This window comes from Streptomyces microflavus (assembly GCF_014650075.1).
Lineage (GTDB): Bacteria > Actinomycetota > Actinomycetes > Streptomycetales > Streptomycetaceae > Streptomyces > Streptomyces microflavus.
Window position 1 is genome coordinate 72491 of sequence record NZ_BMUG01000015.1, and the last position, 23397, is coordinate 95887.

General features: G+C 71.8%; 21 protein-coding genes and 1 pseudogene. 7 read left to right on the plus strand and 15 right to left on the minus strand.

The genetic code is table 11. From position 1 onward, the window contains the following. Positions 1-45 precede the first annotated feature (45 nt). The 4 genes from IE264_RS33610 (at position 46) to IE264_RS33625 (ending at position 1866) form a co-directional block, all read left to right on the plus strand. Positions 46-288: a hypothetical protein gene (locus tag IE264_RS33610; protein WP_032759626.1), complete on the plus strand. Its 243-nt coding sequence runs from the start codon at positions 46-48 to the stop codon at positions 286-288. A 4-nt stretch (positions 289-292) separates the two neighbouring features. Then, entirely contained in the window at positions 293-787 is a 495-nt protein-coding gene (locus IE264_RS33615) for a DUF6879 family protein (protein WP_373301946.1), read from the plus strand. After that, positions 787-1632, plus strand: coding sequence for a helix-turn-helix domain-containing protein (locus IE264_RS33620; protein WP_032759628.1), 846 nt, complete (start codon positions 787-789; stop codon positions 1630-1632). Before IE264_RS33615 ends, IE264_RS33620 begins: the two co-directional genes overlap by 1 nt. Before the next feature lie 87 nt (positions 1633-1719). Next, positions 1720-1866: a hypothetical protein gene (locus IE264_RS33625; RefSeq protein ID WP_190167757.1), complete on the plus strand. Its 147-nt coding sequence runs from the start codon at positions 1720-1722 to the stop codon at positions 1864-1866. A gap of 394 nt (positions 1867-2260) precedes the next feature. Here IE264_RS33625 and IE264_RS33630 read toward each other — a convergent pair whose 3' ends face one another. Both IE264_RS33630 and IE264_RS33635 read right to left on the minus strand, forming a co-directional pair. Beyond that, positions 2261-2635, minus strand: coding sequence for a hypothetical protein (locus IE264_RS33630; RefSeq protein WP_158706572.1), 375 nt, complete (start codon positions 2633-2635; stop codon positions 2261-2263). 320 nt (positions 2636-2955) lie between these two features. Then, the gene (locus IE264_RS33635) at positions 2956-3231 is read right to left on the minus strand and encodes a helix-turn-helix domain-containing protein (protein WP_373301947.1); all 276 of its coding nucleotides are present in this window, start codon (positions 3229-3231) and stop codon (positions 2956-2958) included. Positions 3232-3398: 167 nt separating this feature from the next. On the opposite strand from IE264_RS33635, the gene IE264_RS33640 reads away from it, so the two are divergent. Next, complete coding sequence (locus IE264_RS33640; RefSeq protein WP_032759629.1) at positions 3399-4004, plus strand: hypothetical protein; 606 nt, start codon at positions 3399-3401, stop codon at positions 4002-4004. 1147 nt (positions 4005-5151) lie between these two features. On the opposite strand, the gene IE264_RS33645 is transcribed toward IE264_RS33640, so the two are convergent. The 6 genes from IE264_RS33645 to IE264_RS33670 form a co-directional block, all read right to left on the minus strand. Beyond that, complete coding sequence (locus IE264_RS33645) at positions 5152-7668, minus strand: collagenase (RefSeq protein ID WP_229887904.1); 2517 nt, start codon at positions 7666-7668, stop codon at positions 5152-5154. Positions 7669-8005: 337 nt separating this feature from the next. Continuing rightward, entirely contained in the window at positions 8006-9037 is a 1032-nt protein-coding gene (locus IE264_RS33650; RefSeq protein ID WP_032759631.1) for an ABC transporter ATP-binding protein, read from the minus strand. After that, positions 9037-10101: an ABC transporter ATP-binding protein gene (locus tag IE264_RS33655; RefSeq protein WP_032759632.1), complete on the minus strand. Its 1065-nt coding sequence runs from the start codon at positions 10099-10101 to the stop codon at positions 9037-9039. The genes IE264_RS33650 and IE264_RS33655 overlap by 1 nt, the downstream gene beginning before the upstream one ends. A 3-nt stretch (positions 10102-10104) precedes the next feature. Continuing rightward, positions 10105-11091, minus strand: coding sequence for an ABC transporter permease (locus IE264_RS33660; RefSeq protein WP_190167758.1), 987 nt, complete (start codon positions 11089-11091; stop codon positions 10105-10107). Beyond that, positions 11088-12047: an ABC transporter permease gene (locus tag IE264_RS33665; RefSeq protein ID WP_032759634.1), complete on the minus strand. Its 960-nt coding sequence runs from the start codon at positions 12045-12047 to the stop codon at positions 11088-11090. The genes IE264_RS33660 and IE264_RS33665 overlap by 4 nt, the downstream gene beginning before the upstream one ends. Positions 12048-12067: 20 nt before the next feature. Beyond that, on the minus strand, positions 12068-13813 hold the full coding sequence (locus tag IE264_RS33670; RefSeq protein WP_032759635.1) for an ABC transporter substrate-binding protein: 1746 nt from the start codon (positions 13811-13813) through the stop codon (positions 12068-12070). A gap of 373 nt (positions 13814-14186) precedes the next feature. Here IE264_RS33670 and IE264_RS33675 point away from each other — a divergent pair, with 373 nt between their 5' ends. Both IE264_RS33675 and IE264_RS33680 read left to right on the plus strand, forming a co-directional pair. Beyond that, a complete protein-coding gene (locus IE264_RS33675; protein WP_032759636.1) occupies positions 14187-15647 on the plus strand; it encodes an aminopeptidase P family protein in 1461 nt (486 codons plus the stop codon). 79 nt (positions 15648-15726) lie between these two features. Then, a complete protein-coding gene (locus IE264_RS33680; protein WP_032759637.1) occupies positions 15727-16437 on the plus strand; it encodes a GntR family transcriptional regulator in 711 nt (236 codons plus the stop codon). A 136-nt stretch (positions 16438-16573) separates the two neighbouring features. Here IE264_RS33680 and IE264_RS33685 read toward each other — a convergent pair. From IE264_RS33685 to IE264_RS33715, 7 genes and pseudogenes are all read right to left on the minus strand, one after another. Then, a pseudogene (locus IE264_RS33685) lies at positions 16574-17514 on the minus strand (ornithine cyclodeaminase family protein). Then, a complete protein-coding gene (locus IE264_RS33690) occupies positions 17511-18587 on the minus strand; it encodes a proline racemase family protein (RefSeq protein ID WP_032759638.1) in 1077 nt (358 codons plus the stop codon). The pseudogene IE264_RS33685 and the gene IE264_RS33690 overlap by 4 nt, the downstream one beginning before the upstream one ends. Beyond that, positions 18584-19585 (minus strand): proline racemase family protein, encoded by a 1002-nt coding sequence (locus IE264_RS33695; RefSeq protein ID WP_032759639.1) that lies wholly within the window; start codon positions 19583-19585, stop codon positions 18584-18586. The genes IE264_RS33690 and IE264_RS33695 overlap by 4 nt, the downstream gene beginning before the upstream one ends. Position 19586: 1 nt before the next feature. Next, positions 19587-20501: a dihydrodipicolinate synthase family protein gene (locus tag IE264_RS33700; RefSeq protein WP_032759640.1), complete on the minus strand. Its 915-nt coding sequence runs from the start codon at positions 20499-20501 to the stop codon at positions 19587-19589. Between the two features lie 9 nt (positions 20502-20510). Then, positions 20511-21947, minus strand: a complete 1437-nt coding sequence (locus IE264_RS33705) for an FAD-dependent oxidoreductase (protein ID WP_032759641.1) — start codon at positions 21945-21947, stop codon at positions 20511-20513. Beyond that, entirely contained in the window at positions 21940-22203 is a 264-nt protein-coding gene (locus IE264_RS33710; protein WP_032759642.1) for a (2Fe-2S)-binding protein, read from the minus strand. The genes IE264_RS33705 and IE264_RS33710 overlap by 8 nt, the downstream gene beginning before the upstream one ends. Beyond that, complete coding sequence (locus tag IE264_RS33715; RefSeq protein ID WP_032759643.1) at positions 22200-23360, minus strand: NAD(P)/FAD-dependent oxidoreductase; 1161 nt, start codon at positions 23358-23360, stop codon at positions 22200-22202. The genes IE264_RS33710 and IE264_RS33715 overlap by 4 nt, the downstream gene beginning before the upstream one ends. Between the last annotated feature and the right edge of the window lie 37 nt (positions 23361-23397).

The following is a 23397-nucleotide window of genomic DNA, read 5'->3' on the forward strand; positions in this document are numbered from 1 at the left end:
CACAGCCGTAGAAATTCGCGCAATTACTATCTGGCGGAGGCGGCCATGACCTTACATTTCATTGCGAAGGATCCCGAGACGAACGGCGATCACTGCCCGACGATCTGGTTCGACGACGTCGCGCAGGAGCTCGTCGTTCAGGGGTGGAAGGCAGACACGGAACTGCGGGCGAGGTGCCTGGAGTCCGGCCCGATTCCGCAGGACGAAGCAGTTGTGCGGCTGCCGGCCCGCATGTCCGGGGCTCTGAAGGAGGCGCTCGGTGTCGCAGCCCCAGCCACCCTTCGCTGAGCTGATGGCACAGTGCACCACCTCAGCCGTGCACCTGGAAACCCGCGATGCCTACGCGGTCGGTGAGGAGGCCCAGGACCTGAAGGCTTGGCGTGCGGGTGCTCTGGCGGCGGTCGAGGACCGCGCCATCTGGTGGGGGCCGTTCCACGAGGCCGTTGCCGAGGCCGTCGGCCGAGGTGTCGCTGTGCAGCGGGCCCGGGTGGTCAGCCTCCCGGCTACGGAATACGTCCGGTTCGAGCACGCGTGCACGCCCCGCAACCTTGCGGCAGGCGAGGAGGTGCGCTGGCTGCGGCGCGACCGGGCGCTCGGATTGCTCCTGCCGGCTCACGACTTCTGGCTCTTCGACGGCACGTTGGTTCGGTGGCACCACTTCGCCGGGGACGGTGCGCACCTTGGCGATGAGGTGGACGAGCGTCCGGTGTCGGCGGACCGGGCCGGGCAGGCTTTCGCGGCGGTCTGGGGCCGGGCCGTGCCGCACGGGGAGTTCGTGCTCGGCTGATGTCCCCGTCTTCGTCAGCACGTGTCCAGGAGGCGCGCGACCGGATCGCGATCCGGCTACGTGGCCTGCGCTCGGACGCGGGCCTGACGGGGCAGCAGCTCGCGGAGCTCGCCGGCTGGCAGGGTTCGAAGGTGTCGCGGCTGCAGAGCGGCCGGTCGCAGCCTTCGGATGAGGACATCCGGGCGTGGTGTCGGGCGTGCGGCGCGGAGGGAGAGGCTGAGGATCTCATCGCGGCCTCGCGTCAGGCGCATCACATGTATACGGAGTGGCGTCGGGTCCAGGGGCGGGGTCTTCGTGGCGTGCAGGAGGCACGTACACCCCTGTACGAGCGGACCAAGGTGATGCGGGTCTACTCCTCCAGTGTCATTCCGGGGATGCTCCAGACGCGTGCCTACGCGGCGGCGTTGCTCTCGGAGATCGCCCGGTTCAACCGGACCCCCGACGACTCGCTGGCCGCAGCCGACGCACGCGTGGAGCGGTCTCGAATCATCCGGCGTGGAGGGCGGCGCTTCCCGATCCTGATTGAGGAATCGGTACTCGGGCGGCAGGTTGGCAGTACAGAGACGATGACGGAGCAGTTGGGGTATCTGCTGCAGGTGGCTGCTCTGCCGTCGGTGACCCTTGGCATTGTGCCGCCCCGGGTGGCAGTGATGTGGCCTCTGGAGACGTTCACGATCTTCGATACGGAGCAGGTGGGGGTGGAGCTGCTGACGGCGGCGGTCACCATCACGACGCCGTCCGAGGTCGCACAGTACCTGGCAGCCCACGATGAGTTCAGTGCCGGCGCGGCGCACGGTTCAGCGGCTTTGCGTCTGATTGCCCGGGCCGTTTCGGAGCTCGCGTAGAAACGGGTAGAAACTCTTCCCCGGGTTTCTGCGGCCGCTCGTACCGTCAGCGGTATTCCTCACCGACTGCGACGGGGGTTGCCCGTGATGACGATCAAGGTGTACACGGTGAGCCGCGAGGGGCATGTACGCATCCTCCGCGAGGAGACCGAGGTCAAGCCGCTCGACCGGCCCGAACCCTCCGACCGGTTCCCCGCCTGCGAGTGCCCTCGGTGTCTGGAAGCGACGCGGTGAAGCCCGTTGCCGAGCGCGCCGAGCCGGACAACGCCTACCGCACGCTCCTCGGACACACCACGGCTTGCTCCACGTGCAGGGCCGCCGGACGCCCCTGTCCAACCGCTGTCCGACTCTCGCGAGCTTGGCGTATGGACCGCCAGTAGGACCCGAGTGCCCGACGAAGCACACGGCCCGAGCTCCCGTGAACGACGGGCAGCGCGACCCGCAGAGATCGCCTCGACAGCACGTAACAGCGGAGGGCGGGGTGACAGCATTGGACGAGCATCCGGGGGCGAAAGGGGCCGGGACGAAGATCAGGGGCATCTCGTCCCGCGGCCCACCTCCGCTCGCGCGGAGAGCACAGATACCCCCACCTGTGCTTGGGTGGGGGTATCTTCCTGTCCGCGACTGGTCAGCGGCGCCTACCCAGAATCTGGTAGATCCGGGCGGTCGACAATCCCACGTCCTCCGCAATGGCGATCACAGGACGGCCGGCCTCGGCGTCGGCACGAATCGCGTGGTCTCTGGCACTTCTGGGCAGAACGCGGGGGTCCGTGCGCTCGTGGTCTGCACGGAGCGCACCCAGGGCTGCCAGACGCTCCGCAACCGCCACCAGCGCCCCCAGTGACGCTGCGGCACGACGTGCAGCGTCCGCCCCCGAAGCGTCGCCCGAAGTGCCGCCCAGATGGTTCTGCAGGGATCCCGTGTCCGCCGCGACCAGCTCACGCAGGCCCTGCTCGGCGTTCGTGAGGAACGCCAGATGACCGGGGCTCAAGAAGACATTCACACAAAGGGCAACGAGGACTGCGGGTGATGCGTAACGGCGAAACGCAAGTGCGTGCCCGGACGCGCCGCGGCCCCCACCCAGCTTCTTGGGTTCCGGGGGCCGCTTCGCTGTGCGGGGTCAGGTTCGAGGCGGCTCACCTCCGCTCCCGCGGGGCGGTCCCGGCCGTCCTCACTCACGCCCGCGAACTCGGGTGGATGGGGCGGACCCTGGAGTTCGATCGTCTCTCCCCCGACAGCGGATCCATCTGGGTCTCGTGGGCCCTTGCCGTCCAGCTCCTTGCCCCCGGACGGCGCGTAGCTGGTTCAGGGAACAGCTGACTTTCAGAGGGTTCGCACGCCCGGACGAGTAATTCGAGTACTCGTCCGGGCGCGTGGCAGATCACGAGCTCCCCCGGGCGGACACCCTCGTCCGCACAGCAGGGCGAGGCGGTCGACCACGGCGAACTCCTCCGGGACGGTCGCGCCCGAGTAGTAGCGGTGGAGGGTGGACGCGCTGACGCTCAGCCGCCGACTCAGCGCCTCGTAACTCCTCCCGTCCCGCGCTTTCAGTGCGCGTACGAGCCCCGTGAACTCCGCGACGGCGGCGTCCTTCGGCATTCCATCCCCCTCGACCCTGTGTCCCATCCTTCACGTTCCTGCACGTCAGCGGGGATGGGATGGTTCCGGGACGGCTGGTGGGCGCGTGAGCGTTGCAGCCGGCGGGCGCCTGGCTGCACGCTGGTTGAGCACTGACCGAAGAGCGACCCGACGGGGGATCCATCACCATGAACAAGCTCCGCACCGCACTCGCCACCGCAGCCGCTGCCGCTCTGGGCCTCGCGGCTCTCGCCACGGCCCCGGCGCAGGCCGCTGCCCCGCCCGCCTTCCTCGCCGCCTCCCAGATGCCGCCGTCGTCGACGCCGTGGACCGCCACCCAGGTCTTCACCGGCGTCCCGGAGAACGGGGGCGTCCTCTGCGCCCCGTACAAGATCCCGGCGCAGAACACCCGCTACCGCGAGTTCAGCACCGAGCTCGACACCAACGGCGTCCAGGTCAGCACCGTCGCCCGTACCGAGGCCGACGCCGTGAAGCTGGCCGACGCCCTCCGCGGGGCCCTCGCCGGCTGCGGCTCCCTGCTGGAGCAGCAGAACCCGGGCCTGCAGGCCGTCAGCGCCTCCCACGGCAAGCTGCCCGTCGAGGAGGGCGCCTGGGTCTACAGCCTGGACACCGCAGACCCGCAGATCGGCATCTCCGACATCCACCTGTTCTCCGTCGGCCGCGACGGCCGCACCGTCACCCTCGTCCGCTGGGGCCAGATGGGCGACCTCGAGGACGCCCCGCTGGCCGCCTTCCGCACCACGACGAAGACCGCCGTCAACAAGCTCCACTGACCCGGCAGCTCCCCCGGGGGCTGACCACACCTCGACAGCGGCGCGGCCACAACCCGGGCGCGTCGCTGTCGAGCCCACCTGCTCCGCCGACGGCGGAGAGGGGGTGAGGGGCTGCGTTGGTGGCATCGGGTGGGTGTCAACGGATCAGGGCGCTGGGTGCCTGGTCACGGGGTTGGTTGCGGGCAGGTTCGCTGTCACGAGGTGACCAAGCGGCTCCCCGGCGGCTCGGTCTCGGCGGGCAGGACTACCGCCGATTCCTGGAGCGAGGCCGACAGGCCGTCGCCGAAGCGCTCTGCGGGCCGCACTTGACGTCCCCGAGCTGCACCCCAGTCGCCCGGCCGCGCTACGCGACGCCCTGGCGGCGCTCGATCGCCATGCAGTCGGCCCGGAAGCCCAGAATGTGGCTGGCCTGTACTGGACGGGGCGACACACCGAAACTGTCTCCCGTATCTGCCGAACCCCGCTCGGCGCTGCGGAAACTGCGGACGTTCAGGCGGAGGTGGACTGGGTCCTGCACACGACCGTCGCGGTGCACGAGTACCCGTGGCCGACCTGCCACGACGCGGAAAACTGGCATCCAATTCCCGGTCTGCTGAACCGAAACCGGAACGACGACGCGTACGGGAGCCCGGTGTCGGACGCTGCTTGCCGATCAGGGGTCCAGGGAGTGGTTCGACCGAACCGCTCCCTGGCCGGTCACGGAGCTGGCGCTCGTCGCTGCCGGTGCCCACATGCACTGGCGGGCTGGGCCTCATCGCGTTGGCGCCGGCCAGCATCGCGGAGGGTCGGTACGGCGCCGGGGGGGGTGACGCCGGTGGCAACGAAGTGTGAGAGTCTTCCGCCGTCAGTTGCAGAGCGTGCAATCAGGGCACTGACCTCGATGTTTCGCGAGCTAACGGCACTGCCGCGAGGAAGCCGGTCAGGCACGCCAGACTCACATCGGCAGGCACCGTGCAGGTCGGCCGGCTCCAGGCAGCGACCGCTGCAAGGTGCTGACCTGCGACTCCCTGATCAGTAGGTCCGCCACCGTCACATCACCTTCCGTCACCACCGGATGTGCGACAGAGCCGCTCGTTTGTCAGTCCCTGCAGACCGAGCCGGGGCCGGCGCCGATGGCACCGACCCCGGCGGGACGTGAAGCGGCGTGTCAGTACGCGGTGGTGACCGTGGCGCCGCTGAAAGCCGCTGCCGCGTGGAGGCTGATGTAGTTGGCACCGGACGGCGGGTTACTGATCGTCAGGGTGTGGGAGTTGCCGGGTCCGGTGGCCCGATTGGTGTGCGAGCTGGTGGTAGCCCAGGTGGAGTTGCTGTAGTAGAGGTCGGCGTTGCCGGTGCCACCGCTGATGGTGATCTTCAGCGTCTTGGTGCCGGCCGGGATGTTCAGGTAGTGGTAGGCGTAGTTGCCGGTGGTGGCGGAGAGGTTGCCACGACGGCAGTTCTTGCCCAGTACCCGGACGTCGGAGGCGGTGCACTCGCCGACGGTGGAGCCGCCGGTCACGGTGACCGTCCGGGTGGTGGTGGCCGTAGTGCCCTTGTCGTCGGTCACGGTCAGCCGGACGGTGTAGCTGCCCGCGGTGCTGTAGGTCTTGGCGGGGTTGGCATGGGTGGAGGTGGTGCCGTCGCCGAAGTCCCAGGAGCGGGAGGCGATGGTGCCGTCGGCGTCGGTGGAGCGGTCGGTGAGCGTGACCGTCAGGTCCTTGACCACGGCCGTGAACTCGGCCGTGGGCGCCTTGTTGCCGGGCTGGCCGCCGCCACCGCAGTCACCGGCGGCGCATGCCGCGAGCCAGACCTTCCAGTCGCTGTCGTAGCGGGTGCCCACGGTGCTGGTGAGGTAGGTGCGGGCGGCGCTCCACTCGCCGGCGCGGTAGTGGGCGAGCACCTTGTCCAGGTCGGCGGGGTGCTTCTCCAGCATGTACCGCACGGCGAGGTAGCCCCAGCGGTAGACGCGGGTCGTGTCGTGGCTGTAGTCGGTGCTGAAGAGGGTGGACAGGGCGTAGGTGCCCTTGCCCGCCTCGGTGATCGCCGCGGTGTAGGGCTCCTCGCGGTAGTGGTAGGAGATGTATTCCGCGAAGCCCTCGACCCACCAGATGGTGGGGGTGGTCATGTTGTCGGCGAAGTCGCCGTGCATGGTGAAGCGGCCGTCGAGGTAGTGGGTGTACTCGTGGTTGAGGTTCCAGATGCGGAAGTCAGGTCGCAGCCACTCGGCCTCGTAGGCGATGAAGCGGGGCTGGTTGCCCACGACGGAGGGGTCGCCTTCCAGGTACATGCCGCCGTTGTTGGTGTCGATCCCGTACATCGCGCCGGCGTAGGTCTGGTAGTCGGCGCTGGAGTCGTAGGCGATCACCTCGATGGCCGTGTTGTTGTCGTCGGCGACCGGGCCGTTGTCCTTGGCGATCCGGTGGAAGAAGGCGTCCTGCTCGATGAGGCTGGTGCAGCTGGCGCTCAGCTCGGCGGACGTCATCTGCTGGGCCAGGATGCGGATGCTGGGGCTACAGGTGTGACGGACCGGCAGGACCTCGCGCTTGAGGCGCTCCTGGAGGTCGCAGACGCCGTACGTGGCGCAGTTCGCCTTGTCGTAGTAGTCGGCCATCTCCGCTATGCCCACCCAGAGCGGGGCTGTGGGGCCGGTGATGGAGGTGTCCCGGAGCAGGGCGGTGGCCAGCGGGCGGACCTTGCTCCGCAGGCTCGTGTGCTGGAGGAAGCGGCCCAGCTCCCGTCCGGCGTTGGAGGTCAGGTACGCCTGGTCGCCCTCCAACAGCGAGAGGTGGTCGGCGGCGAAGCGGTGCAGCGAGTCGATGAGGCTCGGGTCCGACTCGACGGCGCTGACGAACGCGGGCACTTGGTGGCCCCGGAAGGTCACCGTGTAGACGTTGTTGACTGCGGCGAGCATCCGTGAGGACGCGTTCCAGGAGGAGTCGTAGTCGGACAGCATCCGCTTGACGACGGAGATGTACCGGGCGTTCTCCTGGGCGCTGTCGATCAGGATGACGGCCTCGGAGAGCGCGTCGCCGTTGGCGTCGGTGACGTCACGCGACCGGGGGCTGGCGAAGAAGCCGTCGAGGCCCGAGCGGATGGCGGTCTGGAGGGTGGGGCCGTACGGTCCGACGACGTCCGGGTTGTACCACTGCACGTAGTACCCGGCGCGGAGGTACAGCACGAGCTGCGGAGTACCGGTGCTGCCGTCGCCCGGGTAGGAGGCCGCGTTGTCGCGCAGCGCGTAGGCGACCGAGGTCATCTGGGCTTCGCGGAAAGCCAGTTGGGCGCTGTTGCCGGTCAGGCTGAACAGGGTGTTCACGCAGTCCGTGGTGGACGTTTTGATGAAGCGGACCAGTTCGCTTCCGGTGCGTCCGGTGAAGTCGGCCGGGTCGCACGCGGCGGCCGCCTTCGGCGAGGACGTCTTGCCCGCGCTCTGCTTCGACGGGGCGTCGTACTCGCCGTAGGCCTCCTTGAGGGGGGACTTGTCGGCGCTCAGCGGGGGGAGGTGGGACGCCTTCAGCCGGTCCTTGGCCTGGTGGCCGGTGTCCGAGGTGGGGGACTGCTGCGCCTGCGGCGCGGGGTCGGCCGACCCGGCGGGGCGGGACGGCTGGGATGCGTTCGATGCCGTGGCTGCCGAGGGGGAGTTCGGCTGCGCCTGGGCCGGCTGCGCGAGCAGCGCGACGCTCATCGCCCCGGCCAAAGCCAGGGGCAGAACGGCACCCACACTTCGGCGGACGAGTGTGGTTCTCACGTTGTTTCCTCCCATGAGGGATCGGAGGCACGCGCATGCGTGACCGATGGGATGCACAGGGCGGGGGCAGGGGGTGTTGTCGTGCCGTGTTGTCGGCCGGACGGAATGGGGTCGATTTCCGAAGTTGACATGCCCACGCGCTGTGACATGTACAATGGCACAGGTCACACATCACTGGGAAGGCATGTGGCCGAATCCGCTACGACTTTCCGGTGAACGCGGCCAGGCGGGGCGGGGTAGCCCGCCGGGCGTGTGGCGGGCCGCTGGGGGCCTCTCAGCCCGTTTCGGGGAAGTGACAGGCCGCTGTACGCGCGCCGGAGCCCACGACCTGGAGCAGCGGCCGCTCGGTACGGCACACGGCCTGCGCCTTGGGGCAGCGCGGATGGAAGCCGCAGCCGCTGGGCGGCGAGGCCGGGCTCGGCGGGTCGCCGAGCAGGAGAATCCGCTCCCGGCGGCGCTCCGCCGCCGGGTCGGGCAGCGGGACCGCCGAGAGCAGCGCCCGGGTATAGGGGTGCGCCGGCCTGTCGTACAGCTCGCGCTTGTCGCCGATCTCGACGATGCGGCCCAGATACATCACCGCCACCCGGTCGCACACCCGCTTCACGACGGACAGGTCGTGGGCGATGAAGAGGAACGACAGGCCCAGCTCCCCGCCCAGACGCTCCATCAGGTTGACGACCTGAGCCTGTACAGACACGTCGAGCGCGGAGACCGGCTCGTCGGCGACGATCAGGCGGGGGCCGGTCGCCAGGGCGCGGGCGATGCCGATGCGCTGGGCCTGGCCGCCGGAGAACTGGTACGGGTGCCGGTCCAGGTGTTCGGAGCCCAACCCCACCAGGTCGAGCAGTTCGGCGGCCCGGTCCCGGGCCGCCCGGACCGTGGCCCCCTGCACCAGCAGGGGTTCGGAGATGATCCGGGCGACGGTCTGCCGGGGGTTCAGTGAAGCGTGGGGGTCCTGGAAGATGATCTGGAGGCGCTGCCGGACCGGCCGCAGCTCGCGCTGGGACAGATGCGTGATGTCGCGGCCCTCGAACTCGACGGTCCCCGCGGTGGGTTCCAGCAGCCGGACCAGCATCCGGCCCGTGGTGGACTTGCCGCAGCCGGACTCTCCGACCAGCCCCAGGGCCTCCCCCGCGGCGAGCTCCAGATCGACGCCGTCCACCGCGCGGACCGGCGCGGCGGCGCGGCCCAGGACGCGGCGGCCGGGGAACGTCTTCACCAGACCGCGTACGGACAGCAGGGACGCGGCACCGTTCTCCGTGGAACTCGCTTTGGGATGGGGGGACTTGGAGAGCGTGGGTTTCATCAGGCCTCCTCGGCCGGTACGGGGGGCCCGCCGGGCGGACCGGAGTGCGGGACGGTCGGGACGAGGGGCAGGTGGCAGGCGACCAGCCGGCCGCCGCCGGGCACGACCCCGGGGCGGGGGCTCTCCCCGGCGCAGCGACCCCGCTTCGGGGCCGGGGCGGCGGCGGCCCTGGGGCAGCGCGGTTCGAAGGGGCAGCCGGGTCTCGGTTCGGCCGGTGACGGCGGGGAGCCGGGGATCGCGCGCAGCGGTGCGTCGTCCGGTTCGTCCAGTCGGGGCAGGGAGTCCAGGAGGCCCCGGGTGTAGGGGTGGGCGGGGCTGTGGAACAGCTCGTCCACCGGGGCTTGTTCGGCGCCGCGCCCGCCGTACATGACGAGCACGTCGTGGGCGACGCGGGCCACCACGCCCAGGTCGTGGGTGATCATCAGGACGCCGAGTCCGCGATCCTGCTGGAGCCGGGCGATCAGTTCGAGGATCTGCGCCTGGACGGTGACGTCGAGCGCGGTGGTCGGTTCGTCGGCGACGAGGAGTTCGGGTTCGCAGGACAGGGCCATGGCGATCATGGCGCGCTGGCGCATGCCGCCGGAGAACTGGTGCGCGTACTCCCCCGCGCGGCGGGCCGGTTCGGGGATGCCGACCTCGCCGAGCATCTCCACGGCTCGTCTGCGGGCGACGCGCCGGCCACTGCCGAAATGATGGCGGTGGGCCTCCGCGATCTGTTCGCCGACGGTGTACGCGGGGTGCAGTGCGGACAGCGGGTCCTGGAAGACCATGGCCATCCGGCGCCCGCGCAGCCGGCCGAAGCGGCGGTCGCTCAGGCCGAGGAGCTCCTGTCCGGCGAGGGTGATCGATCCGCTCACCTTGGCCCTGCGGTGCAGGCCCATCACGGCGAGGGAGGTGACCGACTTGCCGGAGCCGGATTCGCCGACCAGCCCCAGGGTGCGGCCGGCCTCCACGGTGAAGTTGACCCCGTCGACCGCCTGGACGGTTCCGGCGGGGGTGTCGAAGGCGACCCGCAGGTCGTGGACGCGCAGCAGGGGGTGGTCCGGTTCGGTGGTGGGCGGCACGGGTCAGTTCCTCACCCTCGGGTCGACGACGGCGTACAGGAGGTCGATGACGACGTTGGCCGCCACGATGAAGAAGGCGGCGAGCAGGGTGACGCCGAGCACGACGGGCTGGTCGGCGCGTTGCAGGGCGTCGTAGAAGAGCCTGCCGACGCCGGGGATGCCGAAGATGGACTCGGTGATGACCGCTCCGGCCAGCAGGGCGCCGAGGTCCATGCCGAAGAGCGTGAGGACCGGCATCATCGCGGACCGCAGCCCGTGTTTGACCACGACGGTCCGGGCGGGCAGACCCTTGGCGCGGGCGGTCCTGATGTACGGCTGCCCCATCGTCTCGATCATCGAACTGCGGCTCTGGCGGGCGTACATGGCGGCGTAGAGCAGGGCCAGGGCGATCCAGGGCAGCAGCAGGTTGGCCGCCCAGGCGAGGGGGTCGTCGGTGAGCGGGACGTAGGCGGGGTAGGGCAGCAGCCCGGTCAGCCGGACCAGGCCATACAGGAGCATCACCGCGGTGAAGTAGACGGGCAGGGACGCGGTGGCCACCGCGCCGACCATCAGGGTGCGGTCGAGCAGTCCTCCCTTGCGCAGGGCTGCGGTCACTCCGGCGCTCAGCCCGAGCACCAGCCACAGGCAGGCGGCGCCGGACGCCAGGGAGACGGAGACGGGCAGGCGGTCCATCAGCAGGTCCCACACCGGCAGGGCGTTCTCGTAGGAGTAGCCGAGGCAGGGGAAGCCGCACTGCAGCGCGTGGGGGCCGGTGCCCAGCTCGCGGCCGGCGAAGATGCCGACGAGGTAGTCGCCGAACTGTCGCCACACTGGCTGGTCCAGGCCCATGAAGTGGCTTACTTCCGCGAGCCGTTCGGGGCTGCACGTCTTGCCGCAGGCCGCCGAGGCGGGGTCGGCGGGCAGCAGGTAGAAGATGACGAAGGTGACGGCGCAGATGGCGAGGAGGACGCCGGCCACGCCGAGGAGTCTGCGGACCAGGTAGGCGGTCACGGGCGTCCTCCCTGGGGGTCGAGGATGTCGCGCAGCGCGTCGCCGAGGACCGTGAAGGCGAGGACGGCGACGAAGAGGAAGGCGCTGGGGACGATGAAGTACATGGGGTCCGTCTCGTAGTAGGCGACGGCCTCGGCGATCATCTGGCCCCAGGAGGGGGTGGGCGGGCGCACGCCCACCCCGAGGAAGCTGAGCGCCGCCTCCGTGCTGATCATTCCGGGGATCAGCAGCGTGGTGTACGCGATGACGGGCCCGGAGATGTTGGGCAGCACCTGCCGGGTGAGGATGCGCCAGGGCCCGCTCCCGCAGGCGCGGGCGGCCTCGACGAACTCGCGGTGGCGCAGGGAGAGCGCCTCGGCGCGCACTACGCGGGCGATGCCGGGCCAGCCGAAGGCGCCGATGACGACGGTCATCAGCACGACCCGGTTGACGTCCTGGGCCACCGACATCATCGCGATCATGAAGATGAGCGAGGGGAAGGACATGGTGAGGTCCATCAGCCGGCTCAGTACGGTGTCGACGCGCCCGCCGAAGTAGCCGGCGGCGATGCCCGCGGCGGTGCCGGTGACGACGACGATCGCGGTGGCGGCGAAGGCGATCAGCAGGGACACCTGCGCACCGTGGACGACGCGTGCGAACAGGTCGCGGCCGGTGACCGGTTCGACGCCGAGCCAGTGTTCGGCGCTGATGCCGCCGAGGGCGCCGTGGGGCAGGCCGCCGAGGTAGGGGTCGATGGCGTCGGCGTCGAAGGCGGTGGGCGACCAGCCGCCCATTCGGCTGAGCAGGGGCGCGGTGAGGGCGACCAGGATCAGCAGGGCGGCGGCGATCAGGGCGGTCCGGCTGCCCCGGTCGCCCCACAGGCGGCGCCAGGTGGTCCGCCAGGGGGAGTCGGGCAGGGCGGGTGAGCCGGGGCCGCCGGCTGCCGGTCCGGTGGCCGGGGCGGTGGCGATGCTCATGGGAATGGGTCCTCGTCCCCTCAGCCCTTGCTTCGGGACGGGTCCTTGAGACCGATCACGGCGAAGTCGAACTGGCCGGTCCAGGAGGGGTGCCCGAAGGCTCCGGCGATGTTGTCGCCGACGAGCAGCGGCTTGCGCTCCCAGAGCAGGGGGACGGCCGGGGACGTGCGCTGGATCTCCCGGTCGAGCGCGGTCCACGCCTTGTTGGCGGCGCTCGCGTCGGACATCGCGGCGATCTCGTCCATGCGGCGCTCGACGGCCTTGTCGCGGAACTGGGAGACGTTGCCCTGGTTGCCCTTGGGCTTGATGGTGCGGCCGTCGAAGACGAACGGCAGGAAGGTGGCGGCGGACGGGTAGTCCGGGCACCAGCCGCTGATGGCCATGTCGGGGGCGTTGGCGGTGTCACCGATGGTGTCGTAGTAGACCGAGGGGTCGACGGTCGCGATCCGCAGCCGTATGCCGACCCGGGCCAGACTCTGCTGGAGCGCCTCGGCGCGAGTCTTGTCACCGGTGGACACGGTGATCGTCGTGTCGAAGCCGTCGGCCCTGCCCGCCTCGGCGAGCAGCTTCTCGGCCTTCTTCACATCACCGGTGGCCGGCCCGCCGTGGACCGGGGCGGCGGCCCGGCCGCCCGTGAGGGACGGTGGCAGATAGGCGGTGGCGACGTCGTTGAGGGCCGGGCCGCCGTTGGCGGTCACCTGGGCCTCCTTGTCGACGGCGTACTGCATCGCCTGACGGAGCTTCGGGTCGTCGAACGGGGCCCGGGAGGTGTTCAGCGCGAGCATGTCCGTACAGCCGGTGCGCTCGGCGGAGAGCCGCTGCCGGATCTCCGGCTTCGGCAGGACCTTGGCGACGCTGGAGGGCTGGAGGTCGGACCACTCGACGGCGGAGGCGTCGACGCCCGCGCTCTCGATGATCCGGTCGTCGATCTGGCCGCCCTTGAGCCCCTGGATCACGACGATGCGGTCGGGGTAGGCCTTGCGCACCGGGTCGGTCGCCGCGTCCCAGTGGGTGTTGCGGACCAGCACCAGTTTCTTGCCGCGCGCGTAGCTCTCGATTCGGTACGGGCCGGAGGAGAAGGGTCGCAGGTCGTACTGGACGCCCTTCTCACGGGACTCGGGCACGGGCGAGAAGGTAGGCAGCGTGACCGTGTAGGAGAACTCGGCGACGGGCCTGCGCAGCGCGAAGACAATGGTCCGGTCGTCGGGGGTCCGGATCGAGTCGAGGTGCTTGCCGTCCAGCGGGCCGGCGTACCCCTCGGCGTCGGCGAGATAACGCTGGGCGTAGTCGGGTCCCCCGGCGAGGTCGGGGGCGAAGGACCGCTCGACGTTGTACTTGATGTCGCGGGCCCGGATCGGGGTGCCGTCCTCGTAGACGAGGCCGGGCTTGAGGGTGAAGGTCCAGGTGCGGCCGCCGTCGGAAGATCTGCCGAGGTCTGTCGCGAGGTCGGGGACGATCTCGCTGCCCTTCTTCCCGGGTGCGGCGCGGAAGGTGGTCAGGGTGCGGTAGATCAGCCGGGTGCCGAAGTCCATGGTCGGCATGACCCAGTTGCGGGCCGGGTCCAGGTGGGCGAAGTCCTGGTTGGACAGCACGGTCAGGGTGCCGCCCCGCTTCGGCGTGCCGCCGATGACGGTGCCGGTCGCCACACCGGGCTGTCGCTTGTCCGGGTCGCGGTCGTCACCTCCCTGCGCGGTGCAGGCGCCCAGCAGGGCCAGGGCGAGCGAGGTGCTCAGGGATGCGGACAGCATCCGGGTGCGACGGGACATGGGTGCACTCCTCGTACGGGGAAGGGACGCGGCAGACCGGGAACAGGCCGGAGGACGCATACGGGAACAGGCCGGGAGGAAAGGGACGGCCCGGAGGGGCCCGGTGATCCGGGCGGCCGAGCGACCCGGGGGGGGGCGACTGCTTGCGGAACGCGAAGCGGAGCGGGCCGGAAAATGCGCCTGCATCCATGTGGTGTGACCCGTAACATAGTAATGTGAAATTGCACAGCCAAGGAGTACGTCACCCCGTTACCGAAACGTGTCCCCTCGACGCGGGCCGCCCAGCGGACCGGGAGCGCCGCGGACACCGGGGCTGACGAACGCTCACCCGCCTGCCGCTACGGCATCCTCCACTCACCCTCGAAGGAGACCCATGACCTCGGAGTCCCCGGCCCAGGTACACACCGGCAGCCACGATCTGCCCGTCCCGGTCGCCCTGGACGCCTTCATGGCGGCCGACTGGGCGCCGTCCCCACTGCCCGCCGGCGCACAGGTCCCCGGCCGCGCCCTGCTGCCGGACCGCCTGGAGCGGCTGTCGGCCCGCTTCCCGGGCGAGCGGCTCGTCATACCCGCCGGAACGCTCAAGGTCCGCTCGAACGACACCGACCACCGCTTCCGGCCGCACAGCGCCTACGCCTGGCTGACCGGACTGACCGGCGAGGAGCAGCCCGACCACGTCCTGGTCCTCGAACCCTCCGGCCCCGAGGGGCACGAGGCGGTGCTCCACGTCCGCCCCCGCTCCCCCCGGAACACCAGCGACTTCTACCGCGACCGCCGCTACGGCGAGTTCTGGGTCGGCCGCCGCCCCGACCTGGACGAGACGGCGGCGCTGACCGGGCTGCGCTGCGCCCACCTCGACGACCTGGCGAAACTCCTCACCGGCCCGCAGCCGCCGACCCGCCTGCTCGCTGGCGTCGACGCCCGGGTGGACGGCCTGCTGGCAGCCCGGTCCCATACTCCGGCGGGGGACGCCGAGTTGGACGCCGCGCTCGCCGAACTCCGGCTGCGGAAGGACTCCTGGGAGGTCGGCCAGCTCCAACTGGCCGTCGACCACACAACGGCGGGCTTCGAGGACGTCGCGCGCGCGCTGCCCGACGCCCTGCGCCACCCCCGGGGCGAACGCTGGATCGAGGGCGTGTTCCAGCTGCGCGCCCGGAGCGAGGGCAACGGCACGGGGTACGAGACCATCGCGGCGGCGGGCGCGCACGCCTGCGTCCTGCACTGGATCCGCAACGACGGACCGCTCGACCCGTCCCAACTCCTCCTGCTCGACGCGGGGGTGGAGACCGACACCCTCTACACCGCGGACATCACCCGCACCCTCCCCCTGTCGGGCCGCTTCTCACCGGCCCAACGGGACGTCTACGAACTGGTGCTGGCCGCACAGGAGGCCGCCATCGGCGTCCTGCGTCCCGGGGCCCGGTTCCGGGACTTCCACCGCGAGGCCATGCGCGTCATCGCCGAGGGACTGCACGCGTGGGGCATCCTGCCGGTCCCGCCCGAGGAGGCGCTCGCCGACGACAGCGGCCTGTACCGCCGTTACACCCTGTGCAGCAGCGGGCACATGCTCGGCATCGACGTGCACGACTGCGCGCGGGCCCGCGCGGAGACCTATCTCGACGGCGTACTGGAGGAGGGCCACGTCCTCACCGTCGAGCCCGGGCTCTACCTCCAGCCGGACGACGAGACGCTGCCGCCCGAGCTGCGCGGCATGGGCGTGCGCATCGAGGACGACCTGGTGATCACCGCGGACGGGGCGAAGCTGCTCTCCGGCGCGCTGCCCCGTACGGTCGACGGCGTCGAGGAGTGGATGGCCCGCCTGCTGGACAGCTGACAGCGCTGACCTTCGGCCGATGAGGCACCGCGCAACGTGACATTGTATAGTGCGGTGCCACATCATTGAAGGGGAACGCATGAGTGAGCTGAAGTCCCGCAAACTCATCTCGGTGCAGGAGCATCTGCGCGACCAGGTGGCCAACGCCCTGCGTGCCGCGCTGATCGCGGGGGAACTCCAGCCGGGCGTGATCTACTCGGCGCCCACGCTCGCCGCCGAGTACGGCGTCTCCGCCACGCCCGTGCGCGAGGCCATGCTGGATCTGGCTCGCGAGGGCCTGGTCGAGGCGGTCCGCAACAAGGGGTTCCGCGTCACCGAACTCTCCGAGCGCGACCTGGACGAGTACACCGAGATCCGCGCGCTCATCGAGATCCCCACCATCGGCCGCGTGGCCCGCACCGCCTCCCGCGAGCAGTTGGAGGCAGTGCGCCCGGTGGCCGAGGAGATCGTGACCGCCGCGCAGGGCGGCGACCTGATCGCCTACCTGGAGTCGGACCGCCGCTTCCATCTCGACCTGCTCGCCCTCGCCGGGAACGCCCGCCTCGTGGAGACCGTGGCCGACCTGCGCAAGCGCTCCCGGCTCTACGGACTCACCGACCTGTCCCAGGAGGGGTCGCTGGTGGGTTCGGCGCGGGAGCACGCCGCGCTCCTGGACATCATGATCACGGGGGACGCGGAGGGGGCCGAGGAGCACATGCGCCGCCATCTCGCGCATGTGCGGACCCTGTGGGCGGCCCGGAAGGGGGAAGCCGAACGCGCCGCCCCGTCCCGCAAGCTCGGCGCGCGCTGACGCCAAGTGCGGTCGGGGGTGGCGCACGCTGACGCCGAAGTCCGGTCGGGGCGGCGGGCATTGGCGCGCACCGAAGTCCGCGCGGGGCGGCACGTGTTGGCGTAGGGCACCTCCGGGAGCCGGTGTCGGAGGGCGGTCAGCTCCGCTCCCCCGGCCTCCCCTCCTTACGCCGGTGGGCTGCGACGGCGACCACCAGGTCCTGCCAGCCCATCCCGCACGTCTTCACGACCAGCGGGCGGTCGGCCGGGACGTCCGCCCGTGACCCGGTCAGCTCCGCCAGGGTGACGAGGTCGTCCGGGGCGAGCGAGCCCTCGTGGACCGCCATGACGACGTCGCCCGCCTCGCGGAGGGCGGTGGCGCGGCTCTCCACCAGGACGGTGGCACGCCCCATCAGCACGCTGTCGAGCTCCCGCGCGTCCGGTTCGTGCGAGCCGACCGCCAGCACCACCGCGCCGTCGCGCACCAGCCGTCCGTCGACCACCGGTTCGCGCGCGGACGTCGCGGTGACGACGACGTCCGCGCGTCGCACCCGATCCGCCGCTCCCCCGCCGTCCGCGGTCAGGCGCCGGTCCGCCCAGCCGGGCACGTGCCCCCCGCGCCGGGTGACGACCGTGACGTCGGCCACCGGGACATGGGCCCGTACGGCGGCGACGTGCCCCTCCCCTGGGGGCCCGCGCCGAAGACCACCAGGCGCAGCCCTCCGCCCCCGTCGGCGAGCGCGCGCAGCCGGTCCAGGCAGGCCGCCACCGAGACGGCGGGGGTGCGCAGGGTCGTCAGCGCCACCCCGTCCAGCAGGGCCACCGGCGTCAGGGTCGCGCTGTCGTGCAGCAGATACGTGGCGTTGATCCTCCGCAGCCCGCGCGTGGCGTTGCCGGGCGCGACGGTGGCGATCTTCACGCCGAACCAGCCGCCGGACTCCGAGGGCATGAGCAGCCCCTGACCGTGGGCCAGCGGCACGACCGCCCGCGGTACGTCGCCGTCCGGATCGAGCCCCCCGGCCAGCGCCTCCCGGACCGCGGCGACGGCCCCGGCCGGACCGAGCGCGAACACCTCCGCCGCGTCGAGCGTCACCGTCATCGCAGCACGAACCCGGGTACGAGGGTGTCGTCGGGATCGACGGTGAAGCGGCTGGTTCCGGTGGCGTACGCGGTGCCCGTCACGGCCGGGACGACCGCGTGGCGGCCGTGGACCGTGGCCGGCCGCTCGATCCGGGCACGGAAGACGGACCCCACCACCGATTCGTGCCTCAACTCGTCGCCGAGGCGCAGTTCCCCGGCGTCGGCGAGGAGCGCCACCAGGGCCGCGGTGCCCGAGCCGCACGGGGAGCGGTCGACCTGGCCGTCCGCGAACACCGTGACGTTGCGGTGGTGCAGCAGCCAGGTGCCGTCGGGCCGTTCGACCGGGGCGCCGGCCTCCTCGGTGAACACCGTCCCGTAGACGCCGGACAGTCGTGGGTCCTCGGGGTGTTCGGCGGCGTGGGCGGCGTTCAGCGCGTCGCGAATCTCGCGGCCGGCCGCGACGAATGCGGTGACGTCCCGCGGCCGGACTCGCAGACCGAGCCGGTACGCCGGAAGCACGGCGTACATGGCGCCGCCGAAGGCGATGTCGACGGTGACGGCTCCCTGTGAGGTGGCCACCTCGACGCCGCGCGCGTGGACATGGCCGGGAACGTTGACGAACGTCACGTCCGCGACCCGGCCGCCGACCGTGCGCACGCTCGCCGTGACGCGGCCGGAGGGGACGTCGATGACGACGTCCGTCGTGCCGTCGGCCGGCGCCGGGACCAGGCCGGTGGCGACCGCCCAGGCGCCGAGGGTGATCGTGCCGTGCCCGCAGGCCGTGGAGAAGCCGTCCTTGTGCCAGAAGAGGGCGCCGAGGTGGGCCCCGGCGTCGTCCGGCGGCACCAGGAAGGCCCCGTACATGTCGGCGTGGCCGCGCGGTTCGCCGCACAGCAGGGCCCGGGTCCACTGAACCCCGGCGTCGGCCATGGCGGCTGTGCGGCGCTCAGCGACGGTGGGCCCGTGCCCGGTCACGGCCGGCGGGGACACGGGCACGATCCGGAACGGCTCGCCGCCGGTGTGCCAGTCGACCGTCCCGATCGGCCCGGTGTACGCCGTCCCGATTGGCCCGGTGTGCGGGTCGGCCGTCATACGGTGAATCCCGTCGGATAGGGGTCCGTGGGGTCGAGCAGGTACTGCGCGGTCCCGGTGATCCAGGCGCGGCCGGTGACGGAGGGCAGCACGGCGGGCCTGCCGCCGACCGTGGTCTCCGCCAGGATCCGGCCCGTGAAGCGCGAGCCGATGAAGGACTCGTTGACGAAGTCCTGCCCGGTCTTCAGCTGTCCCCGCGCGTGCAGTTGGGCCATCCGGGCACTGGTTCCCGTCCCGCAGGGCGAGCGGTCGAACCACCCGGGGTGGATGGCCATGGCGTGCCGCGAGTGCTCGGCGGTCGAGCCGGGCGCCTCCAGATAGACGTGGTGGCAGACGTCGATCGCGGGGTTCTCCGGATGGACCACCGGGTGCCGCTCGTTGATCGCCCCCATGACGGCCAGGCCCGCGTCGAGCAGCCGCCCCTTCTCCGCCCGGTCGAAGGGGATGCCGAGGTCCCCGGTGCGCACGATGGCGTAGAAGTTGCCGCCGTACGCCATGTCGTATCGGATCGGGCCGAACCCCTCGACCTCGACGACCTGGTCCAGCGCGTGGCTGTAGGAGGCGACGTTCTCCAGGGTGACGGACTCCGCGCGGCCGTCGCGCACGGCGACCCGTGCCAGGACGAGGCCGGCGGGGGTGTCGAGGCGGATGAGGGTCTCCGGTTCGACCGCTTCGACCATGCCCGTCTCCACGAGGACCGTGGCCACGCCGATGGTGCCGTGGCCGCACATGGGCAGGCAGCCGGAGACCTCGATGAACAGCACGCCGAAGTCGGCGTCCGGCCGGGTCGGTGGCTGGAGGATCGCTCCGGACATGGCCCCGTGCCCGCGCGGCTCGCACATGAGCAGGGTGCGCAGTCCGTCGCGCTCCGCCATGAACCGCTGCCGTCGCTCGGACATCGTCGCGCCCGGCAGGACACCCACCCCGCCGGTGATGACCCGGGTCGGCATTCCCTCGGTGTGCGAGTCGACCGCGTGGTAGCAGACCTTCGAGCGCACGTCAGTTCACCCCCGCGTCGATGAGGGCCTGGGTGGCGGAGCGGACGACGGCCTCGGTCTCCGGGTCCAGGGTCTGCCGGGGCGGACGGCAGCCGCCGCCGGTCCTGCCGATCAAGTCCTGGCCGAGCTTGATCGCCTGGACGAACTCGGTCCTGCTGTCCCAGCGCAGTACGGAGTGGAGCTGTCGGTAGAGCGGGAGCGCGGTGCCGAGATCGCCGGCCAGCGAGGCGTTGTAGAGGTCGAGGCAGGCACGCGGGAAGACCTGGGGGTAGCCGGCGACCCAGCCCTTGGCGCCGGCGACGCCGACTTCCAGGAGGGTGTCGTCGGTGCCGACGATCAGGTCGAGCCCGGGGGCGAGTTCGTTGATGGCGTAGCACCTGCGGACGTCGCCGGAGAACTCCTTCACGCCCACGATGAACCCTTCGGCGTGCAGCTTGGCCAGCAGCTCCGGGCGAAGGTCGACCTTGGTGTCGATGGGGTTGTTGTAGGCGGTGACGGGGAGTCCGGCGGAGGCCACCATCGCGTAGTGCTCCAGGACGGCGCGGTCGTCGGCCCGGTAGGCGTTGGGCGGCAGGCACATGACGGCCTGGCAGCCGGCGTCCTTGGCGAACAGCGCGTGCCGCCTCGCCTCGATCGCGCCGTACGCTCCGACGCCCGGCATCACGGTGAAACCCTCGGAGGCGTTCGCGACGGCGGTCTCCACGACGCGGTCGCGTTCCTCGTACGTCAGGGTCTGGTATTCGCCCAGCGAGCCGTTCGGGGCGACGCCGTGCAGGCCCTGTTCGGCGAGCCAGGCGACGTTGTCCCCGTAGGCGCCGTGGTCGACGGCGAGGTCCGGACCGAACGGGAGGCTCGTCGCGACGATGACGCCGTGCCAGGGCATGCGGGTGCGGGTGGAGGTGCGGTCCAGGGCCATGGGAACTCCTCAGGTGTGGTCGGAAGTGGACTCGCCGGAATCGGCGAGCGCACCGAGGGTGACGGGGGTCGCGATCAGCCGCTCGGCCGGGGCGTACGGCTCGCCGCGGGCGACGAGGCAGTGCACGGCGGGCCCGCACATCCGGCCCTGGCACCAGCCCATACCGGCTCTGGTCAGCTGTTTGACCTGCCGGTGGTCGGCTGCCGAATGGTCGGCGCGGGCGGACCGGACCGCCCCCGCGGTGACCTCCTCGCACCGGCAGACCGGTGTGTCGTCGGTCAGCCACGCGGGCCAGGCGGGGGGCAGGGGGTGTGCCTGCGCCATCGCTCGGGCGAAGGCGCGGTGCCGGGCCACCGCCCGGCGCTCCGCGGCCGGGCGGCGGGTGCCGGGCCGGCCAGGGGCACAGAGGTCGGTGAGCACCGAGACGGCGGCGACGCGGCCCTCGCTCACCGCGAGCGCGGCCCCGCCCACGCCGCAGGTCTCGCCCGCCGCGTACAGCCCGGGCACCGTGGTGCGCTGTCCGTCGTCGACGGCGGCGGCCATGGTGCCGTCGCCCGCGTCGCCGAGGCCGCAGCCGAGCGGGAGCAGCAGGTCGAGCTGGGGGACGAAGCCCCAGCCGACGCCCACGGTGTCGGCCTCGATCCGGCGCTCCGTGCCCGGGAGCGGGCGCCCGTCGGTGTCCAGGGCGGCGGTGCGCACCACGGCGACCCGCCCCTCCCCTTCGGCGCCGACGATCGCGGTGCGGGTCCGGACCGGGACGCGGTGCCGGGCGAGGGTGCCCGCGTACCGGGCGCCCTCGGCCCACTTGGCGGGGTTGCGCAGCAGGGCTGCGGGGTGGCGCAGCCAGGCCGAGGGCGCCGCCGCCTCGCACACGGCGACGACCTTCGCCCCGCGTGCGGCGAGCGCGGCGGCGACCGGCAGCAGAAAGGGGCCCGTGCCGCCGAGGACCACCCGGCGGCCGGGGACGACTCCCCCACCCTTGAGCAGCGACTGGAGCCCCCCGGCGGTGAGCACACCGGGCAGGTCCCAGCCGGGGAAGGGGAGTTGGCGGTCGTAGGCGCCGGTCGCCACCAGGAGGGCCGGTGCGCGCAGCACGACGGCCTCCTCCTCGGGCGCCCGGCCGCGGTCCATGGCGTGGACGGCGAAGCCGTCCTCGTCGCGGGCCGTGGTCCACACGTGGTGGTTCAGCAGCAGCGTGAGCCGTCCGGTGCGCTCGTGAGCGGAGAGGGTGGAGCACAGCGCCCGGTAGGTGCTCAGCCCGTGGTGCAGATCGGCGGTCGGAAGGGTCTCTCGCGCGAAGAGCGCGGGGTGGCGCCAGAACTGGCCGCCCGGGGCGGCGCCCGAGTCGACGAGAACGACCCGCAGTCCGCCGTCCAGGGCGGTGGCGGCGGCAGCCATACCGGCCGGGCCCGCGCCCACCACCACGAGGTCACGGGACTCACTCATCGTCGCCCTCCCCGGTCGTGACGGCCATGCCCGCGCGGGCCTGCACCAGGCAGGCACGCTGCCCGCCCAATCCGTCGACGGTCACCAGGCAGTCGTAGCAGACGCCGATCCCGCAGAAGATCCCCCGGGGCCGTCGCCCGCCCCGGGTAGTCCGCCAAGCGACCCGGCCCGAGGCGACGAGCGCGGCGGCCAGGGTCTGTCCCGGTACGAACGGCAACGGTTCGCCGTCCACGGTGAACGCGGTCGCTGTGGTCACTTCGGCACACCTCCGGTGGTGAGGAATCGGTCGGGCAGGAGGCCGGTGTGGGCGACCGGATCGGCGCCGCGCCACGGGCGGCCGAGGAGTTGGGCGGTGACCAGGGCGCCGGTTCCGGGTGCGAGGCCGATGCCGGCGCCCTCGTGGCCGCACGCGTGGACGACGCCGGGGACGCGGGGGTCGGGGCCGATGACCGGCAGGTGGTCCGGGCAGTACGGTCGGAAGCCCCGGTAGGCGCGGATCAGGTGGACGCCGCGAAGGAACGGGAAGAGGCGGCACGCCTGGGCGGCGAGCGTGGCCACCACGGCCGGGTTCATCGCGGTGTCGAAGCCGACGCGTTCGCGGCTGGCGCCGATCAGGATCGTGCCCGCGCGGGTGCCCTCGACGACGCACGACGTCTCCAGCCCCTCGTCGCTGGAGGCGACGTTGGCCACGTAGTCGGCGGAGTAGACCTTGTGCCGGATCATCGGCGGCAGCGGCTCGGTGACGAGGACGAAGCCCCGGCGGGGCAGGATCTCGACGGGTGCGCCGAGCCGGCGGCCGACCTCGCCGCCCCAGGTGCCGGCGGCGTTGACCACGGCCTCGGCGGGCAGCACCGTGCCATCTGCGGTGCGCACTCCGGTGATCCTGCCGCCGGCCCCGGTGACCGCGGCCGCAGCCTCGCCGGTGTGCGTCCGGGCGCCGTGCCGGACCGCGGCACGCAGCAGTGCGGCCGCCGCGAGAACGGGCTGCACCTGGGCGTCCTGCGGGTAGTGGACGCCGCCGGGGAGGCCGGGCGCGATATGGGGTTCGAGTTCGCCGACGCGCTCGACGGCTTGGGTGCGGACGCCTGCGCCCGCCTGGCGTGCGGCGAACGCGTGCAGGGCCCCGAGGGCTTCGGGTGTGCTCGCGACGACCAGGCCGCCCTTGGCCTCCAGTTCGACCGTTTCCGGACCGAGTTCCTCGCCGACCTCGTCCCAGAGGTCACGGCTGAGCCGGGCCAGCTCCAGTTCGGGGCCGGGCTCCTTGTCGGAGAGAAGGATGTTGCCCTCCCCTCGGCTGGTCGTGCCCGCGCCGACGGGACCCCGGTCGAGGACCGTGACGTCGAGCCCCGCTGCGGCGGCGTGGAACGCGCACGCGGCGCCCACGATGCCCGCTCCGACGACGACGACTTTCATGGCCGCTCCTTAGTGCAATGTCACATGCCATTGCTTA

Excerpts from the sequence above, each read along its gene's own strand:
- IE264_RS33690 (WP_032759638.1), bottom strand. The coding sequence starts at position 18,587 with ATGACGGCCGACCCGCACACCGGGCCAATCGGGACGGCGTACACCGGG.
- IE264_RS33715 (WP_032759643.1), bottom strand. The coding sequence starts at position 23,360 with ATGAAAGTCGTCGTCGTCGGAGCGGGCATCGTGGGCGCCGCGTGCGCG.
- IE264_RS33645 (WP_229887904.1), bottom strand. The coding sequence starts at position 7,668 with ATGAGCGTCGCGCTGCTCGCGCAGCCGGCCCAGGCGCAGCCGAACTCC.
- IE264_RS33620 (WP_032759628.1), top strand. The coding sequence starts at position 787 with ATGTCCCCGTCTTCGTCAGCACGTGTCCAGGAGGCGCGCGACCGGATC.
- IE264_RS33705 (WP_032759641.1), bottom strand. The coding sequence starts at position 21,947 with ATGAGTGAGTCCCGTGACCTCGTGGTGGTGGGCGCGGGCCCGGCCGGT.
- IE264_RS33700 (WP_032759640.1), bottom strand. The coding sequence starts at position 20,501 with ATGGCCCTGGACCGCACCTCCACCCGCACCCGCATGCCCTGGCACGGC.
- IE264_RS33670 (WP_032759635.1), bottom strand. The coding sequence starts at position 13,813 with ATGTCCCGTCGCACCCGGATGCTGTCCGCATCCCTGAGCACCTCGCTC.
- IE264_RS33640 (WP_032759629.1), top strand. The coding sequence starts at position 3,399 with ATGAACAAGCTCCGCACCGCACTCGCCACCGCAGCCGCTGCCGCTCTG.
- IE264_RS33650 (WP_032759631.1), bottom strand. The coding sequence starts at position 9,037 with ATGAAACCCACGCTCTCCAAGTCCCCCCATCCCAAAGCGAGTTCCACG.
- IE264_RS33615 (WP_373301946.1), top strand. The coding sequence starts at position 293 with ATGGCACAGTGCACCACCTCAGCCGTGCACCTGGAAACCCGCGATGCC.
- IE264_RS33680 (WP_032759637.1), top strand. The coding sequence starts at position 15,727 with ATGAGTGAGCTGAAGTCCCGCAAACTCATCTCGGTGCAGGAGCATCTG.
- IE264_RS33665 (WP_032759634.1), bottom strand. The coding sequence starts at position 12,047 with ATGAGCATCGCCACCGCCCCGGCCACCGGACCGGCAGCCGGCGGCCCC.
- IE264_RS33625 (WP_190167757.1), top strand. The coding sequence starts at position 1,720 with ATGACGATCAAGGTGTACACGGTGAGCCGCGAGGGGCATGTACGCATC.
- IE264_RS33635 (WP_373301947.1), bottom strand. The coding sequence starts at position 3,231 with ATGCCGAAGGACGCCGCCGTCGCGGAGTTCACGGGGCTCGTACGCGCA.
- IE264_RS33610 (WP_032759626.1), top strand. The coding sequence starts at position 46 with ATGACCTTACATTTCATTGCGAAGGATCCCGAGACGAACGGCGATCAC.
- IE264_RS33675 (WP_032759636.1), top strand. The coding sequence starts at position 14,187 with ATGACCTCGGAGTCCCCGGCCCAGGTACACACCGGCAGCCACGATCTG.